General features: G+C 64.5%; 10 protein-coding genes and 2 pseudogenes. 10 read left to right on the forward strand and 2 right to left on the reverse strand.

Annotated features, from left to right (window positions below; genetic code table 11):
* Nucleotides 1–579: 579 nt before the first annotated feature.
* From XcuCFBP2542_RS19730 to XcuCFBP2542_RS12795, 6 genes and pseudogenes are all read left to right on the forward strand, one after another.
* On the forward strand, nucleotides 580–2,667 hold the full coding sequence (locus XcuCFBP2542_RS19730) for a hypothetical protein (protein WP_249027652.1): 2,088 nt from the start codon (nucleotides 580–582) through the stop codon (nucleotides 2,665–2,667).
* Nucleotides 2,668–2,745: 78 nt separating this feature from the next.
* Nucleotides 2,746–4,488 carry a type IV secretory system conjugative DNA transfer family protein gene (locus XcuCFBP2542_RS12775; protein ID WP_104603944.1) on the forward strand — a complete coding sequence of 581 codons (1,743 nt, stop codon included), beginning with the start codon at nucleotides 2,746–2,748 and terminating at the stop codon, nucleotides 4,486–4,488.
* Nucleotides 4,489–5,192: 704 nt separating this feature from the next.
* A complete protein-coding gene (locus tag XcuCFBP2542_RS12780; RefSeq protein WP_170066988.1) occupies nucleotides 5,193–8,348 on the forward strand; it encodes a TonB-dependent receptor in 3,156 nt (1,051 codons plus the stop codon).
* A 412-nt stretch (nucleotides 8,349–8,760) separates the two neighbouring features.
* A complete protein-coding gene (locus XcuCFBP2542_RS12785) occupies nucleotides 8,761–9,519 on the forward strand; it encodes a SapC family protein (RefSeq protein WP_104603946.1) in 759 nt (252 codons plus the stop codon).
* Nucleotides 9,520–9,523: 4 nt separating this feature from the next.
* Nucleotides 9,524–10,564, forward strand: a complete 1,041-nt coding sequence (locus XcuCFBP2542_RS12790) for a cupin-like domain-containing protein (RefSeq protein WP_104603947.1) — start codon at nucleotides 9,524–9,526, stop codon at nucleotides 10,562–10,564.
* A 177-nt stretch (nucleotides 10,565–10,741) separates the two neighbouring features.
* Nucleotides 10,742–12,261 (forward strand): annotated as a pseudogene (locus tag XcuCFBP2542_RS12795) (tryptophan halogenase family protein).
* 101 nt (nucleotides 12,262–12,362) lie between these two features.
* Here the strand turns inward: XcuCFBP2542_RS12795 and XcuCFBP2542_RS12800 are convergent.
* Both XcuCFBP2542_RS12800 and XcuCFBP2542_RS12805 read right to left on the reverse strand, forming a co-directional pair.
* Nucleotides 12,363–13,760 (reverse strand): trypsin-like serine peptidase, encoded by a 1,398-nt coding sequence (locus XcuCFBP2542_RS12800; protein ID WP_104603948.1) that lies wholly within the window; start codon nucleotides 13,758–13,760, stop codon nucleotides 12,363–12,365.
* A gap of 427 nt (nucleotides 13,761–14,187) precedes the next feature.
* Nucleotides 14,188–15,570, reverse strand: a complete 1,383-nt coding sequence (locus XcuCFBP2542_RS12805) for an APC family permease (protein ID WP_104603949.1) — start codon at nucleotides 15,568–15,570, stop codon at nucleotides 14,188–14,190.
* Between the two features lie 179 nt (nucleotides 15,571–15,749).
* Here XcuCFBP2542_RS12805 and XcuCFBP2542_RS12810 point away from each other — a divergent pair, with 179 nt between their 5' ends.
* The 4 genes and pseudogenes from XcuCFBP2542_RS12810 to XcuCFBP2542_RS12825 all read left to right on the forward strand — a co-directional run bounded on the left by XcuCFBP2542_RS12810 (nucleotide 15,750) and on the right by XcuCFBP2542_RS12825 (nucleotide 21,008).
* Nucleotides 15,750–16,514 carry a LuxR family transcriptional regulator gene (locus XcuCFBP2542_RS12810; RefSeq protein WP_104603950.1) on the forward strand — a complete coding sequence of 255 codons (765 nt, stop codon included), beginning with the start codon at nucleotides 15,750–15,752 and terminating at the stop codon, nucleotides 16,512–16,514.
* 129 nt (nucleotides 16,515–16,643) lie between these two features.
* A complete protein-coding gene (locus tag XcuCFBP2542_RS12815) occupies nucleotides 16,644–17,585 on the forward strand; it encodes a proline iminopeptidase-family hydrolase (protein ID WP_104603951.1) in 942 nt (313 codons plus the stop codon).
* Between the two features lie 565 nt (nucleotides 17,586–18,150).
* A pseudogene (locus XcuCFBP2542_RS12820) lies at nucleotides 18,151–19,212 on the forward strand (pectate lyase family protein).
* Between the two features lie 407 nt (nucleotides 19,213–19,619).
* Nucleotides 19,620–21,008 (forward strand): amino acid permease, encoded by a 1,389-nt coding sequence (locus tag XcuCFBP2542_RS12825; protein WP_104603952.1) that lies wholly within the window; start codon nucleotides 19,620–19,622, stop codon nucleotides 21,006–21,008.
* Nucleotides 21,009–21,011: the final 3 nt, after the last annotated feature.

A 21,011-nucleotide genomic window follows, 5' to 3' on the forward strand; every position in this document is an offset into this window, starting at 1 on the left:
GGAGTTCCTGAGGCTCAAGATCATCGCCAGCTTCCTGCCCGCGCTACCCGAAAATGCTCGATTGCACCCACAGTGATCCGCGAAGACCCAGATTTCTATAGCGCGCTTGCCGACGCTTACGATATCGATGTTGATAAACTGATTGATGGAACCCACAGAGGACCCGCCACAGAGTGGCTTTACCACCCCACGCAAGGTCCTTGGGCAGACGCGTCTGGACGGTTTGCCGATGCAACCGTGGGTGAGGTTCGTGCCATCGTAGGCGACGCTCAGCCAAGCCGTGTCTTTGGCGAAATTGAAGTGCCTCGCATTCTTGCCAATCCGAACGTCACCTCGATTGAGGGGCTTCCGCGTGAGGCGCTGGTTGGTGTCAAAGATCGGCTCGGTCAGCAAGCAGCCTTTGAGCTGATCGTGGCCCGTGCGCGTGAACACGAAGGCATGTTGCGCATCCCGGCCAGTGATGATGCGCTACGTGAGAACAAAGTCCTAAGGCTTGATAACAGGGAGTATTTTCGGGGAACGTCGATTGAGGGAACGTCAAAGGCGTTGGACCAAAGCACGCTTCCGCTCAGTCAGCGTATGAATCCGCCAACCGAGCATGCCCTGGCGGGTCAGCAACGCTGGGATGAATGGCAAGGACGCAATGTCCAAACCACACCGAAACCTGAAATCCCAGGCTTGGGTCGTGCCGGGATGACAGCAGGGCTTGCGGGTTTGGGCGTTGCCGCGACCGCTTACGACGCATCACAAGCCGGGGAGCGTGTTGGCACACTTTTGGCACAAGACAACCTCACCGCTGCGCGCTCGGAAGCACTGCACTTTGCTTCCCGAGGCGTGGGCGGCTGGGCGGGAGGCGCCGCCGCCGCTGCGGTTGTTGGCACAACCGGTGCAGGACCGGTCACGCTGGTGGTGGCTGATGGCTATCTGTTCAGTGCCGCTGCCGACAAGGCCGCGACCCTGTGGGACAACCGCCAGATCTATACACAGACCGACAAGCAGGGCGTGAGCTGGGAGTTCAATGGCAACCAGTGGCTTCGACAAGAGAAGGCCAACCTGCCAAACGACGGTGTCGATGCGCCGCACAAGCAGGCCATGTTCGCACTGCCCGAAAAAGCGCGCGAGCTGAACTATCACGCCAGTAGCGAAGCGACCGAGCAGGCGCTGGGCAAGGTGCAATCCAGTAATCCCTATGTGCAGCCGTACAGTGAGGTAGATGCTGCGCATCTCTACGCGCGGGATTGGCGGCATGACCCGACGAATGGCCGGTGGTCACGGATGATCGCTGACGAAGTCGATAGGAACGATCGACCTGTCTGGACGGTTGATCCGGCAAGCCCCGAGCGCAGTGCTGCGCTTGACCAACAAGCAGCCCAAGTGGTGGACGCGAATATCACCCGAGGTCCGGCTGAGATTGCAGCGACCTATCAGGCTGCCCATCAGCGCAATGGCTGGAACGATTTCGGTCCAGTGCCAGCTGCCGTGCAGGCGGCCTTGAACCCGGATTCGCTTCAAGCATCGGACGGCAGGCAATATGAGCGCGATACGCAGGGTCAGTGGCTGCACGACGGTGTTGCTGCCGAAGGCAATGTCCCGCTGGAGCTCAACGCGACGCGTGAGCGCTTGCAACCGGCATTGGAGCAGCATATGCAGGCAATGGCACAGATGCCCTCGCGGCAGACGCCAACCCTGCAGCAGCAAGATCAGGCCAATACCGAGGCGACCTATGTCGCCTATGGCGTTGCGCCCAATGCCCAGACCGCAGGCGCAATCCAGCTAGCGGTGCAACGTACACGTGAGGCAAACGAGATCGATGCAGCGACCAGCTCTTTGGCATTGGAGCGTGATGCGACCGGTCAATACTCGGTGGACAGTCCCATCCAGCATCTGAAGCGGGACGCCGATGGTGCGGTGCGTGTTGCGGCAACCACCAGTACCGACGACATCCAACAGGCACTTGGCGAGGTGGAGGCACGCCATCAGGCGCAGGCGCCATCGCAGGATGCTCAGCAGCGCCAGGCCCAGGTGCCCATCATGCACGATGGGTCTGCGCGGCCAGCGCCGAGGGCGCCTGCCAGCGCGCAATCCAGCCAGCAGCAGGACATGCACCCGCAAGCGATGGAACAGCAACGCCAGTGGCAATTGCAGCAGGAGCAGCAATCGCAACTGCAGCTCTTGCAGCAACAGCAGCGAGAGAAACGCGCCGAGGACGAGAAAACCCGCGAAGCGCAACGCGAAGAGGCACAGGTGGCCACCGCCACCGAGAACGGCGAGCGCGCGCCTCGCTCGCCCGATTTGCTGCCCTATAGCGACCCCGCCCATCCCCGGCATGCACTTTATGCGGACGTGCAAGAGCGGATGCAGAAGCAGGGCCACGATTTTTCGGAAGAGCGCCTGACTCAGATCACCGCAGCGCTGAACGAATCCTACTTCAAGCCCGGCTGGAAGGGCGAGTTCTATGTGGCGCGCGACACCGTGTATGCGGCCAGTTACGACCATCCGCTGGGATTGGCGTGCCTGCCGATACACGAGCCGGCACCATCGATCCAGGCCTCGATGCAGGTCGCGCAGGCCGGCGATCTGGAGCATGCACGCATCAACCAGATCATCGCCCAGGACCGCCTGCAAGCCCAATCGCAAGCACAGTCGCAGCCCGGCATGGGCATGTGATACGGCGGGTGCGCGCCTGCCGGCTCTGGCACGCGACGCGTCCAACCGCTGCCTGCAACGACATACGGAGATGGGCGCATGAGTAGCAAGGCAAAGTCGGGCGTTGCAGCGATCTTGTTGATTCTTGCACTGGTCGCCGGGTTGTATTTATCCGGCTTTATCACTTTGGCGCTGCTGAAGCTGCAGGTGCCGCTGAAAGCAACGACCTACTTTGAATATTGGCGGGCGCTCGACCTGCCGCAAATGAAACCGTACGTTCTTCGCATCAAGATCGCCGGCATCCTCGGCTTTGGCCTACCCCTGCTCGGATGGGCGCTGCTGCTGATCCCGATGCTCAGGAGCAAGCAGCAATCCCTGCATGGGGAAGCCAGTTTTGCCACGGTCGCGGATCTGCAAAAAGCCGGCATGCTCGACAAGAAGCCGGAGAACATCCTGGTCGGCAAACTCAAGGGCCGCTCCATCTACATCAACGGTGCGCTGCATGTCATCGTGGTGGCCCCCACCCGCTCGGGCAAGACCACCTCCATTGCCATCCCGGTGCTGCTGACCTACCAGCAGTCCATGGTGGTGCTCGATCTGAAGGGCGAACTGTTCAAGGCCACCAGCGGCTACCGGGCCTCGCAAGGGCAAGCGATCTACGTCTGGGCGCCGTATGCCACCGATGGCAGGACCCATCGCTTCAATCCGCTGACGCTGGTGCCGGACGATCCGCGCGAGCGTATCGCCTCACTCCAGACCATGGCCGCGATCCTGTATCCGGACGAACCGAGCAAGGACAGCTTTTGGGTCACCCAGTCGCGCGCCGCATTCGTGGCGTTCGCTTGTTTCATGTTCGAGCGATGGGACACCATGCGCAGCCGGGGTTTCGATAGCGTGGACGATCCCAACCAAGGCCCGTTCTTTCCAAGCCTGGAGCGCCTACTGCGCTTGTCCACGGGCGGTGATGGTGGTGAGAGCACCAACGATCTGTTGAAAATGCTACTCACCGATAAAAACTACAGTTACCTCAGCCCACAGACCCGCTCCACCTTCAGCGCACTCGCAGGGCTGGCCGAACAGACCTTCTCCTCGGTCATGGCGACCATGCAGGCCCCGTTGCAGCAGTTCTTGAGCCCGATCCTGGCGGCCGCCACCAATGCCACCAATGCCACCGACATCGACGTCACTGCGATCCGCAAACGGCTCACCACCGTCTACGTCATCATCCCCACCCAGAAACTGGATGAAAGCAGCAAGCTGTTGAATATCTTCTTCAGCTCCGTCATCGGAAATAATCTCGATAAGCAGCTCAACGAAGATCCTGCCATCAAGTATCAGATGCTGATGCTCATGGATGAATTCACCGCCATGGGTCGGGTCGATGTCTGGGCCAAGCGCATCTCGATCTCGGCTAGCTACGGCGTGCGCGATTTGTGCATCATCCAGAGTCAATCGCAGTTGCGTGCCACCTATGGCGCCGACGACGCACAAAACTTCATCACCAACCATGCCGCCAGCATCGTCTTCACCCCGCGCGAGCAGGAAGATGCCAATGCCTACAGCGACATGCTGGGCTATGCAACCATCCGCAGGCAGCACCGCTCCACCAGCAGCGGCGGTGGCGCAAGCAACGTGTCCTACAGCTATACCGAAGAACGCCGTGCACTGATGCTGCCGCAGGAAATCAAGGAGCTGCCCGGTGATGATGAGTTGCTGTTCTTTGAAGGCAGCAAGCCGATCCGCTGCGAAAAGAACTGGTTCTTCAAGGACAGCGTACTGAAAAGCCGCATCATGGACCCGGTGGCAGTGCCTGCGCCCGGGCCGGAGCAGGCACTGCAGTAGCGCCGGGTCCCTGGAGCGGATCACCCGGTGTGACGGGCGCACTTCCCCCTGCATTGCCCGGCGGCAGGGCAAGGTGGAAGAGAGATTCCCCTGGCCAGCGGCCTCGTCAGCAATGCCCCGGTAGCACTCCACCCACCTCGGAGGGTGCCCTGGTGGCTGCCGCGCGCCCCGGTACGCGCAGTGCCCAGCGATGCATGGCGCGTCTGGATCACTCCGCGTTTGCGCAGTCGCCGCGCACGCAGCTGCACAGGGCGTCGCAGCGTGCAACGTTCACTGCCCGCAACGTCCTGCTGCGCGCGATCGGGTGGTAACGCTTACAACCGCGCTGCGCTTGGAGCCCCCTGACGAGCTCTAGCGACTGTCATTTCCACTGTAACCGTGCAGGCGCATCACTATGCTGCAACGCACGGTGACAAGCGCTTTTGTGGGTGACTAGGCTGCAGCGCGTGGTAGCGCTATCACTGGCTGACACGTCTGCAGGGCGCCAGCGCCTTCGCGGGACGAGCGCTTGCCATCGTCGCCGCTTACTGCACACCGCAGGTCGATGCTCGAAGGGGCGGTCGTCGGCCAGCGTGCTAGGGGATTGAACTGAAGTGCTGCAGTACCGTTCGCCACGGCCCTCCGGGCGGTGGACAGGATGCTGCCGTGTCGCATGTCGCGATAACGGCTGTAGGCGGTTGGACTCCACTCCCGAGGACACATCGATGCGTCGTTCGTTGAACAGCTTCAAGTCGAAGGCCATGTTCACCTTCGTTGGTGGCTTGCTCGTCATCAACCCCGCGTTTGCGCAGGATGTCGCTCCGCCCGTTGCGGCGTCGCAGTCCAGCAGCGATGCCGCCACCACACTCGACACCGTGACGGTGACCGGTATCCGCAGTAGCCTGGATCAGTCGATGGGCATCAAGCGCGACGCTGCCGGTGTGGTGGATGCGATCAGCGCCGAAGACATCGGCAAGTTTCCCGATACCAACCTGGCCGAATCGCTGCAACGCATTACCGGCATCTCGATCGAACGCCGCGATGGTGAAGGCGCGCAGGTCACTGCGCGCGGCTTCGGCCCGCAGTTCAACACCGTCACCCTCAACGGCCGCCTGATTCCCGGTGCCGATGCCTTCGGAGCGCCCGGGCAGACGCCGATCGGCGGCGTGGACGTAGGCACGCGCGCGTTCAACTTTGCCCAGCTTGCCTCCGAAGCCATCACCGGCATCGAGGTGTTCAAGACCAGCCGTGCCACCGCGCCCAGCGGCGGTATCGGCGCCACCATCAACATCCAGACCGACAAGCCCTTCAACCACGAGGGCGTGGTGGCCAATGCCGGTGCCAAGATGATGTCCGACCGCTCCGAACCCTTCGGCGACTCGCTCACGCCGGAACTGTCGGGCATCTTCAGCTACACCAACCCGGACAAGACCTTCGGCATCGGTTTGAGCGCCAGCTACCAGAAGCGTCATGGCGGCTCGGTACAGGCCACCGAGAATCGCTGGAATATCCAGCGCTGGACCGGCACCGACCCCGCCTTGCGGCCGGATACGGTGGTGACCAATGCGCCAGCGATCGGCCAGCTGTACGGCATGCCCAACGACCTGCGCTACGCCTTCGCCGACTTCCAGCGCGAGCGCATCAACGGCCAGGCGGTGATGCAATTCGCGCCCAGCGACAGCCTGACCCTGACCCTGGATTACACGTACTCGTCCAACGAAATCCGCGAGGACCGCGGCGAGCAGGGCATCTGGCTGCAACGCGCCAACAGTTTCACCAATCTGACCTTTGATACCGGCCAGACCGTGGCCACGCCGGTGTACCTGCGCGATGTACCCAATGGCGCCAAGGACTTCGGCATGGAGCAACAGCGCAACGAGCAGAAGTACACGCTTGGCTCGCTGGGTTTCAATGCAGACTGGCAGGTGAGCGACCGCTTCCAGTTGGCCTTCGATGCGCACAATTCCAAGACCCAGAGCCTGCCGAACGATCCGATGACCGGTGGCAGCGCGACCTATTTCAGCTTCGCCGGCACCAACAACTGCGTCAACGGCCCGTCCTGCGGTGGGCAATGGGCGCAGGAGCTGTGGTTCAATAATTCCTTGCCGATCGGCGCGCGCACCTGGTATCCCAGCGTCGCCGATTCGCTGGCCGGCACCAACGGCGTGGTCAACCCGGATTTCACCACCAACAATCTCGGCTCGCAGGTGCAGCGGATCTACTACCAGAAGCAGGTGACCGAGACCAAGGAAGGTCGCCTGGACGGCACCTTCGACTTCGACGACGGCCGCTTCCAGTTTGGTGTCAGCTCCTCCAACACCACCATGCATCGCCTCACCAGCGACAACTATTCCACGCTGGGCGACTGGGGCGTGGCCAACGCGGGCAACGAGCCGGGCATGACGGCATTGCTGCGGCCGGTGAGCATCGTCGGCATGTTCGATGATTTCAATGCCAACGGCGCTGCCCGCAACGCCTGGCGCGGCGACGCCAGCCAGCTGGCATTGTGGGGCGGCAGTCAGTACGGTGCGGCCACGCGCTACAACCCGCTCTACAGCGCCAACAACCAGGTCGAAGAAAAGACCCGTGCGGCCTACGTGCAGCTGGAACTCACCGGCGATATTTCCGGCATGACCACCAGTACGCGCCTGGGCCTGCGCTATGAGCGCACCGACGTGGAATCCACGTCGCAGGTAGCCACACCGGTCGCGTTGCAATGGCAGGCCAACAACGATTTCCAGCTGCTGCGTTCCACCGAGCAGCAGCCCTTCAGCGAGAAGACCAGTTACAACTACATCCTGCCGAACCTGGACTTCAGCATCGATATCACCGACCAGCTGAAGGGCCGCGCCTCGTTCGGCCAGACCATTGCGCGCGCCCCTTACAACAACCTGCTCGCTGGCCCGACGCCCAACACGCCTGCCGGCTCGATCCTCATCAACCCGTCCAACCGCGCCAGCGGCGATGCACAGACACCGACCCTGGCGCCGCTGGAATCGGACAATCTCGACCTGGCGCTGGAATGGTATTTCGCCGATGCCAGTTACGTGTCGGCCACGTTCTGGAACAAGCGTGTCAGCAACTTCATCGGCAGCACCGTCTCGCGTGAAACCCTGTATGGGCTGACCGACCCCACCTCCGGTCCGGATGCACAGGCAGCGCTGGCGTTCCTGCGGAGCGGTGCGTGCGCCGCGCAGGTCGGTGCGGCCGGCAACGACGTGGCCGCGGCGTGCTCGGCCAATGACACTTCGCTGTTCGCCGCTACCGCGCTGCTGCGCAATGCGGCCGCCACCGGTGGCCTGGCTGCCTACAACGGCAGCTCAGCGCAGAGTCTGGCGCTTGAAAACACCTACGACCTGGTCGGCACGGCGGCCGACCCCTTGTACCAATTCGATGTCACGCGGCCGATCAACCAGAACAAGGCCAACATCCACGGCTGGGAACTGGGCGGGCAGTACTTCTTCGGCAGCAGCGGGTTCGGCATCTACGCCAACTACACCATCGTCAAAGGCGACGTGGCGTTCGACAACAATGTCATCGACCGCGACCAGTTCGCGCTGCTCGGCCTGAGCGACACCGCCAACGTCATGCTGATGTTCGAAAAATACGGTTGGAGTGCACGCCTGGCCTGGAACTGGCGCGACGAGTACCTGATCGCGGCCAACCAGGATGCCTCCAACCGCAACCCGTACTACGTGGAGGCTTACCAGCAGTTCGATCTGAGCGTCAGCTATGCGCTCAACAAGCAGCTGTCGGTGGGTTTCGAGGCGATCAACCTGACCGGCGAGGACGTGCGCTGGCATGGGCGTTCGGAGAAGCAGATCGTGCGCCTGATCGACCAGCAGCCACGCTATACCCTGGGTGTGCGCTACGCGTTCTAGGGACGGTGGCAAGGCAATGGCGTCCGCCGCCAGGCGGGCGCGACCGTGGTCATCGGTCGGCGGGTCGTCGCTCGGCCGACGACTGCCTGGTGCATGCAATTGCTTTGTTCGCCGCAGGCCGCAAACGGTTGCGGCCGCCACCTGCTGGTGGCGGATGCAACCGGCCCGACCGCCGTGCGAAGTCATTCGCACGCTTGGCCAGGCGTGCAGACATCGCGGTGCTGCGCGTTCCAACCAGGCAGGGCCTGCAGGTGCCGGGCAATCCGCGACGCCGACGCGACGCGCATGCTGCCCTGCCGCTTGCCGGCCTGGGTTTTTTTGGCAATGCTCGGTGGCTGTTGCGTGCAGCGGGTGAGTCGCACGCCAATCTTTCAGTGCAGACGCCCACCGGGGATGCCTGCTGGAGTCGTAGATGACGCGATATGCAGTGCTCAACAACGTGGCGCACCACGATGTGCGCGTGGTCCTTCGCTTCGCTGCCGAGTTCGGCGATGCGGTCGGGCTGGTGCCTGCGTTCGTGACCGAGTACGCCGACCTGCAGCGCGAATACCCGCTGTTCTTCCGCAAGGAACCTGCCACCGGTCGCTACCAATCGGTGGCCTTGCTGGGTTTTGCCCAGGATGAAAACCTGTTCCTGCACGAGGGCCGCTGGAGCGCCAACTATCTGCCCGGCATCGTCGCCAAGGGGCCATTTCTGATCGGCTTCCAGGAACAGCAGATCGACGGTGCGCTGGTGCAGGAGCCGGTGATCCATATCGACCTGGAGCATCCGCGCGTCAGCCGCAGCGAGGGCGAGGCCGTGTTCCTGCCGCAGGGCGGCCACAGCCCGTATCTGAAACACATCATCAGCGTGCTGCGCGGCATTCGGGAGGGCATGGATGCAGGGCAGGCCATGGCGGCGGCTTTCGATGCCCTGGGCCTGATCCAGCCGGTGCGCCTGGATGTGGCGCTGGATGCCACCCATGCCGCCCACCTGGACGGCCTGTTCGCCATCGACCGCGAGCGGCTTGCCGCACTCCACGCGCAACCCCTGCAGCAATTGCACCAGGCGGGCTATCTGGAAGGCGCCTTTCTGATGCTGGCATCGCTGCATAACGTGCGCCGCCTGATGGCCGAAAAGCAGCGCCGCCTGCAACACGCGCGCACTGCGCCTGCCGCTGCCCATGCCTGATCGTATGGCCGCACCCGCACATTCTGGCCCTGCTGCCACCGCGATTGCCGAGCGCACCGATTGCCGGTCCCAGGCGCTGCCACTGGCCGAACTCTGTGAGGCGGCCGAGCCGGTGGTGTTGCGCGGAATCGCACGCGATTGGTCGCTGGTGCAGGCCGGCCTGCGGAGCCAGGATGAGGCGATGCACCAGCTGCGCGCGCACGACACTGGGCGTGCCTTGCAGTACTCCTATGGCGGGCCGGCAATCGCCGGCCGCCCGTTCTACACCGAGGACTGCAGCGCGCTGAATTTCGAGGTGCAGCGCGGCAGCCTGGGCAGCTTGCTGGACGCGATCGCCGCGCATCGCGACGACCTGCAGCCGCCGACCTACTACCTGGCCTCGCTGCCTGTCGACGATGGCTTGCCGGGCCTGCGTGCGCACAACGATCTGGACCTGGCGGCCAGCGGCGTCAACGTGCAGCCCAGCATCTGGATCGGCAATCGCGTCACCGCGTCCTGCCACTACGATGCGCCCAACAACCTGGCGTGCTGCGCGGTTGGGCAGCGGCGCTTCACGCTGTTTCCCCCGGAGCAGGTGGCCAATCTCTACCCCGGGCCGCTGGATCCCACGCCGGGCGGGCAGGTGGTGAGCATGGTGGATATCGCCACTCCCGACCTGCAGCGCTACCCGCGATTCGCCCAGGCCCAGCCGCATGCACGCAGCGCCGTGCTGGAGCCGGGCGATGCGCTGTTCATCCCGAGCATGTGGTGGCACCACGTGCAGTCGCTGCAGCCGTTCAACGTGCTGGTCAATTACTGGTGGAGCACGGCGCCGGCGCAATTACCGGCGGCGATGCCGGCGCTGTATCACGCGCTGTGGGCCATCCGCGACCGCCCGGCGGCGGAGAAGGACGCGTGGCGTGCCTTGTTCGATTACTACGTGTTCGGCCCGGCCGAGCGTGCCGGCGCGCATCTGCCCGAACCGGCGCGACAGGCGCTGGGACCGATCGATCCCGTCCTTGCGCGCCAGCTTCGCGCCATGCTGATCGGCAGGCTCAATCGCTGATGGACGCAGTGCGTTCAATGCGGATTGCCGGATGACTGCGCCGTCCATTGGAAGGACGCATGGCAGCGCGCCGTCAGGCCATGTTGGCATTGATGTACGTGCAACCCTTTTGCAGTCCCGAACAGGATCGCCGCACATGGCAGCCGCCATTCCACATCCAGTCCATGGGAGTTCGCAGTGACTCAGGCTCAGATTCGCAAGGTGGTCATCGCCGGCGGTGGCACGGCTGGCTGGATCGCCGCCTGCGCGCTCTCGCACCAGTTTCGCGACTTGCTCGACATTACCCTGGTGGAGTCCGAGCAGATCGGCACGGTGGGTGTCGGCGAATCGACGGTGCCGCCGATCCGCACCTTTCACCGGTTCCTGCAGATCGACGAGCAGGAGTTCCTGCGCGAGGTAGCGGGTACCTTCAAGCTTTCGATCTCCTTCGAGCACTGGTTGCGCCAGGGCGATCGCTATATCCATCCGTTCGGCATCACCGGGCAGAGCACGCTGGTGTGCGCGTTCCATCATCTATGGTTGGAGAGCCAGCGCCGCGGCATGGGCGGCAGCTTTGGCGATTACTGCCTGGAAACGGCGGCCTCGCGCGTGGACCGCTTCGCCTTGCCGCGCGAGCCGGCAGTCAATTATGCCTACCACCTGGATGCCGCGCTGTACGCGCGCTTCCTGCGCGCGCGCAGCGAGGCCTGTGGCGTCACGCGCATCGAGGGCCGGTCCAGCAGGTGACGCTGCAGCCCGACAGCGGCGATGTCGCCAGCCTGGTGCTGGAAGACGGGCAGGTGATCGCCGGCGATCTGTTCATCGATTGCAGCGGTTTCCGCGGGTTGTTGATCGAGCAGACCCTGCATACCGGTTATGAAGACTGGAGCCATTGGCTGCCGTGCGACCGCGCCGTGGCGGTGCAGACCGAGGCGCTTGGCCCGCCGGTGCCGTATACGCGCGCCATCGCGCACGAAGCCGGCTGGCGCTGGCATATTCCGCTACAGCACCGGGTGGGCAACGGCCTGGTGTTTTCCAGCCGGCACCTGTCCGACGACGAGGCGCATGCCAAGCTGCTGCGCGACGTGGCCGCCCCCGCGGTGAAAGACCCCTGGATGGTGCCATTCCGCACCGGCCGCCGGCTCAAGGCCTGGAACAAGAACGTGGTGTCGCTGGGCCTGGCCAGCGGCTTCATCGAGCCGCTGGAATCCACCAGCATCCACCTTACCATCTCGGCGGTGGTACGGCTGCTGACGCTGTTCCCGGCGCAGGGCATCGCTCCCTCGCAGGTGCAGCTGTTCAACGATGTCAGCCGCGCCGAGATGGAGCACGTGCGCGATTTCGTCACCTTGCACTACCACGCCACCCAGCGCGAGGAACCGCTGTGGCGGCAATGCCGCGCGATAGAGCTGCCGGAGTCGCTGGCCGTGCGCCTGCGCGCCTGGCGCGAGCGTGCGCACGCCTGGCAGGCGGCGGACGAATTGTTTCGTGTCGATTCCTGGACGCACGTGCTGATGGGGCAGGGCCTGATGCCGGAACACCATCACCCGCTGACACGCGCGTTTTCCGACCAGGACCTACAACGCCTGCTGGACGGCATCGCCCAGCCGATCCAACACGCGGTGGAACAGTTCCCCTCGCAGCAGGCCTTCATCGAACGCTATTGCAAGGCAAGGCCGGAAGTGTGGGGAGCGCGCACGCCGGTCATGGCCCGCTAGCAGATTGTCGCCAGCGGCTGCGCGGCTGGCGCCAGGGCACCGGCGCGCGGGTGCGATCGCAAATGGCAGGCGAGGTGATCGCCTGCCACGTGCATGGGCGCTTATTGCCCGAAGAAGCTGGAGATCGAGGGATACACGTCCGAGAAGCGCGAGTAGTAATCCGGATCGCTTTGCGCGGTGCAGAACGACATGCCGCCGTACAGGCCGCCACGTAGCTGGTAGGCGCCGCCACTGGCAATGGTGAACAGACCCGAGCCGGAGGAGCCGCCCTCGGTGACGCCATCGTTCCAGACCACGCGATACAGCGGGCTCTTGCCGTCGATGGACGCGTTGAGCGCGTTGACCGTGCCCAACGAATACTTCTTGACGTCGCCTGACGGATGATGGATGCCCACGATCGAGGTGTTGGTGGAGCCGATCGCCGCGCTGTTCCAGGCCGCGTAGAACGCGCCGCTGGGTGGTGCGGTCTTCAGTTCCAGCAGGGCAGTGTCGCGGGTAGTGTTGGCATGGCGCAGGAACGCGCCGCCGCTGAGCGTGGTCGCTTGCGAGCTGACCGTGTTGCCGTTGCATTGTGCAGCGTCGTAGAACCAATAGGTCTGCAGCGTATTGGCCACGGTCTGCGTGTTGATGCAATGCGCCGCAGTCCAGAACAGGTTGCGCTTGGGCGTATTGGTGTTGTTGAGCAAGGTGCCAGTGCACAGAAACGAGCCTTGGCTGGTAGTGAATACCATGCGTGCCACGGCCTTGGTTGCGCTGGTGAAGCCGGCGGTGGGATTGGCGCGGCACGCCACGTCGTTCTGGCAGGAATCACTTTCGCCGATGGCAATGGTCATCATGTCGCGCGTGCTGGCGGTGGGGCTGATGTCCAGGTGCGAGAGCTGCGGCACGCTCAGGCTGAAGTTTTCCGGATACAGGCCTGCTGGCAACGAGAGTTCCACCAACAGCGTGTCGCCATTGACCGTCGGCGACCAGCCGATGGCATCGCCGGCGGTCATGAAGCTGGCGCCGGACTGCTCGAACACACGGCCGTCGTTGCCGGCAAACCGCAACGTCACCCTGGACGGGTCGCCGGGCGTTGCGCCAGTGCCGCGCAGCACCAGCGCCGCACGCAGCGAAGCGGCCTGCGCGGAGCTGAGCTCAAGGGTGGCAACACGCGAACCGTCGCCGGCCATCTGCCAATCCAGCTTGGCCAGGTTCACCGACGGCTGCTTCAGCGCACGCGAGAAGCCGATCTGCAGCGGCTGGCCATGTTTGACCTGTGCGATCCGCCGTTCACGGACACGGCCAAGTTCCTGGCTGGTGGGCGCCGCCAGGCGCGCCACGCGTGTCGGCAGGATGCCGCCCCGCAGCGTTGCCGACTGGAGGACCGCAGCGCCAAGTCTGGCCGCCTGTGGTGTCGAGCTCACTGGCGCAGCATCCATTTCGGTAGGCGGCACTGCCAGCGCGGAACCGGAAACAGCCGAAAACAGCGCCAGGTACAACGCATTCTTGCGATTCATGGGTCATCCTTTTCGTCAGGGGATGGCGGGTTGCGGCGGGGGCCGCGCTCCGCAGCGCCAACGGTGGCGCCCGGTTAGGCTAACCAATTTTCAAAGATGAATATGTGCCAACTATCTCGTTAATGGATGAAGTTGTCACCGAACGCGTTGCGCGATGGCAGCGATGACGCTCACCGGTAGCGTGACCGTACCGCTCGGCCGTGCGGCGCATTGATGCAGGCGCAGCAACGCGTCGCGTCGCATCGGGTGAGTGCACGATGCATGACGGAATGAAGGCGTCGCCAAGCAGTGAAACGCATAGGCGTCGCAGCCCGGGCGCCGTAGCGATCGGGTGCGTGCCGATATCGCCGGCGATGGTGCTGCAGGCGTGCGGCTGTGCCGGATTGCGCCGGTTTGCCGATTCACGCGCCTGGCATGTGGGCGAGGGTTACTCGCGTGTGTCGCCGGCGCGGAAGTGGGTGGAGCGGCCGCTGCGCTTGAGCAATGCCAGCACCGTCAGCCCGATGCCCATCCACGCCATGCCGCCGAGTTGCGCATGCCGGTCGGCGTTGATCACGACATAGGTCAGGATGACGATGCCGATCAACGGGACCAGCCCGTGCAGCACGATGCGGGCCTGCGCACGGAAATGCCACAGCACCGCAATGTGCAGCAACACAAAGGCGCTCAATGCGCCGACATTGCAGAGCGAAGACAGCAGTGCGATCTGGCCAACGAACACTTGCCCCAGCAACATGCTCAGCGCCGCCACCAGCAGGATCGCACGCTGCGGCACTGCGGTGCGCGGGTGGATATGGCGCAGGAATGCCGGCATCTGCCCGTCGCGGGCCATGGCGAACAACAGCCGCGAGGTCGCTGCCTGCGCCACCAACGAGTTGGCGATCGCCGCGCTGATGGCCACCGTCAACGCGATGACAATCTGCAGCCACGGCCCGGCGATCAACCGCCCGATCTCGAAGAAGGCATCATTGGATGCCTGCGCATCGACGTAGCGTTGCAGGTTGGGCTGCAGCAAGGCCGCCAACCAGGTCTGCAGCACGAACAGGCCAGCCACCAGCACCAGCGCCAGCAAGGTCGCGCGGCCCACCACGCGATTGCCGCCACGGGTTTCTTCCGACAGCGTGGAGATTGCGTCGAAGCCCAGGAACGACACCACCGCCACCGACAGTGCGCTGAAGATCAACTGCGGCGAAAATGCCTGCGGGTTGTAGAACGGGCGCAGCGACCAGTGCGCGCCATTGACGCCGCGCTGAATCGCCAGCGTCGCCAGCACCACGAACACCGCCAGCACCACCAGCTGCGCAGACAGGAACACCCGGTTGGCCCGCGCGGTGGTTTCGATCCCGCGCAGATTGACCACCGTGTTGAGTACCACGAAGAACGCGATCCACGCCGGTTGCGGCACAGCCGGCAGCACGTTGTGCATTGCATTGGAGCCGACCACGTACAGCAGGGTGGGCACCAGCAGGTAGTCCAGCAGGATCGCCCAGCCGGCCAGGAACCCCATGCCGCTGCTCAATCCACGCCCGACATAGGTGTATACCGAGCCGGCTACCGGAAACGCCTGCGACATCTGCTGGTAGCTCAGCGCGGTGAACAGCATCGCCACGAAGCCCACCACGTAGGTCAGCGGCACCATGCCCGCGCTGATGTCGAACACGCCGCCGAAGATCGAGAACGGCGCAGTCGGCACCATGAACACCAGCCCGTAGACCAGCAGGTCCTTGAGCGTGAGCTGGCGCTTGAGTTCCTGCGCATAGCCAAAGCGTTCCAGTGCGGCCGCCTCGTCGCGGCGTGGGGTGTCGGTCATGCAGGTGTCCGCTGTAAGGAGTGATGGTGCCCGGCGCATGCGGCCGCGCGGACGAAGCCCGCTGACTGCGCCGCCGGTAGTGTGACGATAATGTGGCCGCTGCATCCATCCATTGGTAAAAGTGCTAGGTTTCCCGGGCTGGATGCCTTCCTGTACAGCGCGCTGCCCCGAGGACCGCCATGTTCGATTCCCTGATCCGTCTTGGCTACGACCTGCAGGCACGGCACACGCTGGACGCCTGCCTGGACCGGGTCTTCGACGAGGTCTGCGCGCTGGGCTTCCAGTCGCTGGTGTACGACTACGCGCCGGTCCCGTTGAGCGTGGAGGGCGCGCTGATGACGCCGACGGTGTTCATGCAGCGCAACGCACCTGGCGACATGCAGCACGTGTGGTGCGAACACGGCTACTACCAGCACGATCCAGTGCAGCGACGCGCGACCGGGCGCAGCGCATCGTTCGTGTGGTCCTATTGCAACGATGGTCCTGTGCACGGGATGGAATACGTGGGCGGCCAGCATCGCCAGGTGACGCGGTACCTGTGCGAGAACGGCATGGCCACCGGTATCACCGTGCCATTGCACTTGCCGGGCGGCGCATTCGCGACCTTCAGCGCCGTTATCAGCGCGCCGGCCGCCGAGGCGCCATGTCTGGCCGAGGCGCAGCGGTCGCCCTTGCTGTTGCTTGCCCACGCCTTCCAGGCGCGTGCCCAGGAGCTGATGGACCCGCAGGACCGCCGCTGCCACCACATCGTGCTGACCCGACGCGAGCGCGAATGCCTGCATCACGCTGCCAAGGGCCTCACCGCCAAAGGCATTGCCGCCGCGCTGAACCGATCCACGGCCACGGTGAACCTGCACCTAAATTCGGCTGCACGCAAGCTTGGTGCGCGCAACCGCGTCGAGGCGGTGGTACGCAGCATGCACTATCGCTTGCTGGAGCCGTAGGCCGGCGTGCGTGCTGCGGCACCGGCCCACGGCGGCAAGGCGTGCCAACCTGGGACATTTGCCAGTTCCCGCCGCGCGCCATGCCCGCTAGGCTCGGCGCTCATCATTGCCGCAGAGCAGGCGCAGGTCATGCAGTCCATCGAAGGTCATGTCCCATTCCGCGGCTACCGCACCTGGTACCGCATCACCGGCGATCTGCGCAGCGATACCTGTCCGTTGGTGGTGTTGCACGGCGGGCCCGGTTGCACGCACGACTATGTCGACAGCTTCAAGGACCTGGCGGCCAGCGGCCGCGCGGTGATCCATTACGACCAGCTCGGCAACGGCCGTTCCACGCATCTGACCGATGTCGATCCTGGGTTCTGGACGGTTGGCCTGTTCCTGGACGAGCTGCAGGCCTTGATCGCGCACCTGGGGCTGGCACGGTACGCGCTGCTGGGGCAGTCGTGGGGCGGCATGCTGGCGGCCGAGCACGCAGTGCGGCGTCCGGCCGGACTGCGCGCGTTGGTGATCGCCAACTCGCCTGCGTCGATGGGATTGTGGCGGGCTGCTGCGCTGCGGCTGCGCGCCGAGCTGCCCGAGCAGGTGCAGGCGGTCCTGGACCATCACGAGGCGGCGGGCACGTTGGACCATCCGGACTATCGCGCTGCCAGCCAGGTGTTCTACGCACGCCACGTCTGCCGCGTGCTGCCCTGGCCCGACGAGGTGGCGCGGATCTTCGCCGCCATCGACGCCGACCCCACCGTCTACCACGCCATGAACGGCCCCACCGAATTCCATGTGGTGGGTAGCCTGCGCAACTGGAGCATCGTCGAACGCCTGCATCGCATCATGGTGCCCACGCTGGTGCTGTCGGGCAAGTACGACGAAGCCACGCCGGAAACCGTCGAGCCTTATGCGCGGCTGATTCCCGATGCGCGTTGGCACGTCTTCGCCCAGTCCAGCCACATGCCGCATGTGGAAGAACGTACGGCCTGTATGCGCCTGGTCGGCGATTTTCTCGATGGGCACACGCCACGCCCAGGCGGCACGCCGATCGGCGCGTTGGCATCGGCCAGCCGCGCGGTCTGAGCGCCCGGTCGCCTGCGTCCTGCAGGCGCGCGGGCGGCGAGCGTGTCACCGCGCATCGACGGCGCGTGCGGGATGCACGCATCCCGCCGTGACAGGAGGCGGTAAGCGCCGGTGCAGCCGGTGACGTGCTGATGCGCCCGGCTGGCATCTTGCAGACGAATCCACCACAGGGCGGCGGTCGCTGACGGATCGGCCATGGTGGCCATGCACATCGCATCGATGCCGGGCAATGCCATTGCGCGTGCAGTGTGTTCGCGTGCGCGTGTATCGCAGCGGACGCTTGCGCATCCGGACGAAGCATGCCGTGGTCGTGCATAAGGCCGTGCGCGTGCGGCGGCGTGCTTGAGCACGCGTTGTACCGGTGTCCTGTCCCCGCTGTCCCGTGCTGTCTCTTTTGCATGTCCTGCAAGGAGAACACCGGGGTGTGTAAAAGTTTCAGAGATGGATAATTGTTTTATGTTTTAAATCGCGCGAAGAATGCAGCCCCCCACGTAACGCGTCGCTGTCGCCATTGCCATCGCGCAGGTGCCACGCGTCGCTCATCGACTTCTTTGGGAGAGGCTGCATGACCAGCAAGATGCTTCAGGGCGCCATTGCGCTCGCACTGTCCGCCTGCGCCGCGGGCGCGATCGCAGGCCCGGTTGGATACGGTGCCGCCACCACTGGCGGCGGTAACAAGACACCGGTCAATGTGGCCAGCTTCGAAGCGATGCAGGCGGCGATCGACAGTTATTCCGGTAGCGGCGGACTGGTGCTCAACTACACCGGCAAGTTCGACTTCGGCACCATCAAGGACGTCTGCGCGCAATGGAAGCTGCCGGCCAAGACCGTACAGATCAAGAACAAGAGCAATGTCACCATCAAGGGTGCGAACGGCTCGGCGGCAAACTTCGGTGTGCGCGTGGTGGGCAACGCACACAACGTCATCATCCAGAACATGACCATCGGCCTGCTGCCCGGTGGCGAGGATGCCGATTCCATTTCGCTGGAAGGCAATTCCAGCGGTGAGCCGTCCAGGATCTGGGTGGACCACAACACCGTGTTTGCCTCGCTGACCAAGTGCTCCGGTGCCGGCGACGCCTCCTTCGACGGCGGTATCGACATGAAGAAGGGCGTGCATCACGTCACCGTGTCCTACAACCATGTCTACAATTACCAGAAGGTCGCGCTCAACGGCTTCAGCGACAGCGACACCCAGAACGCGGCCGCGCGCACCACCTATCACCACAACCGCTTCGAGAACGTGGAATCGCGCGTGCCGTTGCAGCGTCGTGGCCTGAGCCATATCTACAACAATTACTTCAACAACGTCACCACCTCCGGCATCAACGTGCGCATGGGCGGAGTGGCGAAGATCGAGTCCAACCACTTCGAGAACATCAAGAACCCGGTGACCTCGCGCGACAGCAGCGAGATCGGTTACTGGGACCTCATCAACAACTACGTCGGCAGCGGCATCACCTGGAGCACGCCAGACGGCAGCAAGCCGTACGCCAATGCCACCAACTGAGTCAGCTCCAAGGTGTTCCCGGAACCGCTGGGCTACATCTACACCGTCACCCCGGCCGCGCAGGTCAAGGCCAAGGTGATCGCCACCGCAGGTGCGGGCAAGAACCTGGCGGAGTAATCGTCAGCGCAGCGGCCACGCCATGGATCCCCGGCACGCCGGGGATCTTCATGCGCGGCAACCTGGTCGCTGCGTGCCCTCGGCATACCCGCCCGCGTTTTGGCAGGACGCGGTGCATGCGGACGTGGCCGCGAGCACCGGCCCATCTGACTGGTGCGCCCCGCTGTCGCGTTGCCCGTTCACCAGGCGGGGCAGTTGCATCGCCTGGCAGAGGTATTTGCGCGGGTTGGTGTGCAGCGCACCACAGCGTGTTGCTGGCGCGGCCTGGCGTCATCGCACGCGTGCGAGCGGCATGCGCAACTGCGCGGCCGTGCCCCGTCATCCTGGCCGAGGCATCGGCGTCAAGAGGCGCGGCCGGCGCCGCGACGCGGTATCGTGTCGCGCTATTACCTATCCCGATGCCGTCCATGTCGCTTCCGACCGATCCTGTTGCCCAGAACGCTTCGACCGCTGCGCCCGCATTGCGGCATGCCCTCAAGCCACGGCAGTTGATGATGATGGGCCTGGGCACCGCCATCGGTGCCGGGCTGTTCCTGGGGTCGGGCGTCGGCATTCAGGCGGCCGGGCCGGCGGTGCTGGTGTCCTACCTGATCGCCGGTGCCCTGGTGATTATCGTGATGAACGCGCTGGGCGAGATGGCGGCCGCCAAGCCGGCCAGCGGCGCTTTCTCGGTGTATGCGGCCGATGCGATGGGCCCGACCGCCGGCGCCACAGTGGGGTGGCTATGGTGGTTCCAGGTGGTGGTGGTGATCGCGGCCGAAGCGGTCGGCGCCGCCGGCCTGCTCGCGACCGTCTGGCCGGCGTTGCCGGTGCCCTTGCTGGCGCTGTTGTTCATGGCGACCTTCACCGCAATCAACCTGCTGGGCGTGCGCAACTTTGGTGAATTCGAATTCTGGTTCGCCATTCTCAAGGTGGTGGCGATCGTGGTGTTCCTGCTGATCGGGTTTGTGTTGCTGGCCGGCTGGCTGCCCGGCGTGGCCTCGCCGGGAATGTCCAACTTCACCGGCAATGGCGGGTTTGCGCCCAATGGCCTGGCCGGCGTCGGCGCCGCCTTGCTGGTGGTGGTGTTCGCCTTTGGCGGCACCGAGATCGTAGCGGTGGCGGCGGCCGAAACCGCTGACCCGGGGCGCAGCCTGGCGCGCACCATCCGTACCGTGGCCTGGCGCATCCTGGTGTTCTACATCGGTTCGATCAGCGTGATCGTGGCGGTGGTGCCGTGGACCAGCAAGGCGCTCAGCTCGCCATTCGCCGCGGTGCTGGAAGTGGCGCGCATTCCCTGCGCGGCCACCGCGATCACCTTGGTGGCGGTGGTGGCACTGCTGTCGGCGCTCAACGCCAACCTGTACGGCGCGTCGCGCATGATCTTCTCGCTGGCCCAACGCGGCGAGGCGCCGCGCGTGCTCGCCAAGACCAGCCGCGAGCAGGTGCCGTGGACGGCGGTGATCGCCAGCGTGTTGTTCGGCTTTGCGGCCGCTGCACTGGAGCTGCTGTATCCCAACAAGGTGTTGCCGGTGCTGCTCAATATCGTCGGCGCCACCTGCCTGCTGGTGTGGACGATCTCGCTACTGTCGCAGCTGATCCTGCGCGCCCGCGCCGATCGCGCCGGCACCGTATTGCCGTTCCGGATGCGCGGCTATCCATTTCTGACTGTCCTGGCGTTGGCGATCCTGGCGGTGATCTTCGTGCTGCTGGCCAGCTCGGCCGAAACGCGCACGCAGTTCCTGTCGATGGTGGCGTTGACTGCCGGCATTGCGATCGTCAGCGAACTCGCGCGCAGGATGCGCCGCCTGCGCTGAGCG

Source organism: Xanthomonas cucurbitae (genome assembly GCF_002939885.1).
GTDB classification, from domain to species: domain Bacteria; phylum Pseudomonadota; class Gammaproteobacteria; order Xanthomonadales; family Xanthomonadaceae; genus Xanthomonas; species Xanthomonas cucurbitae.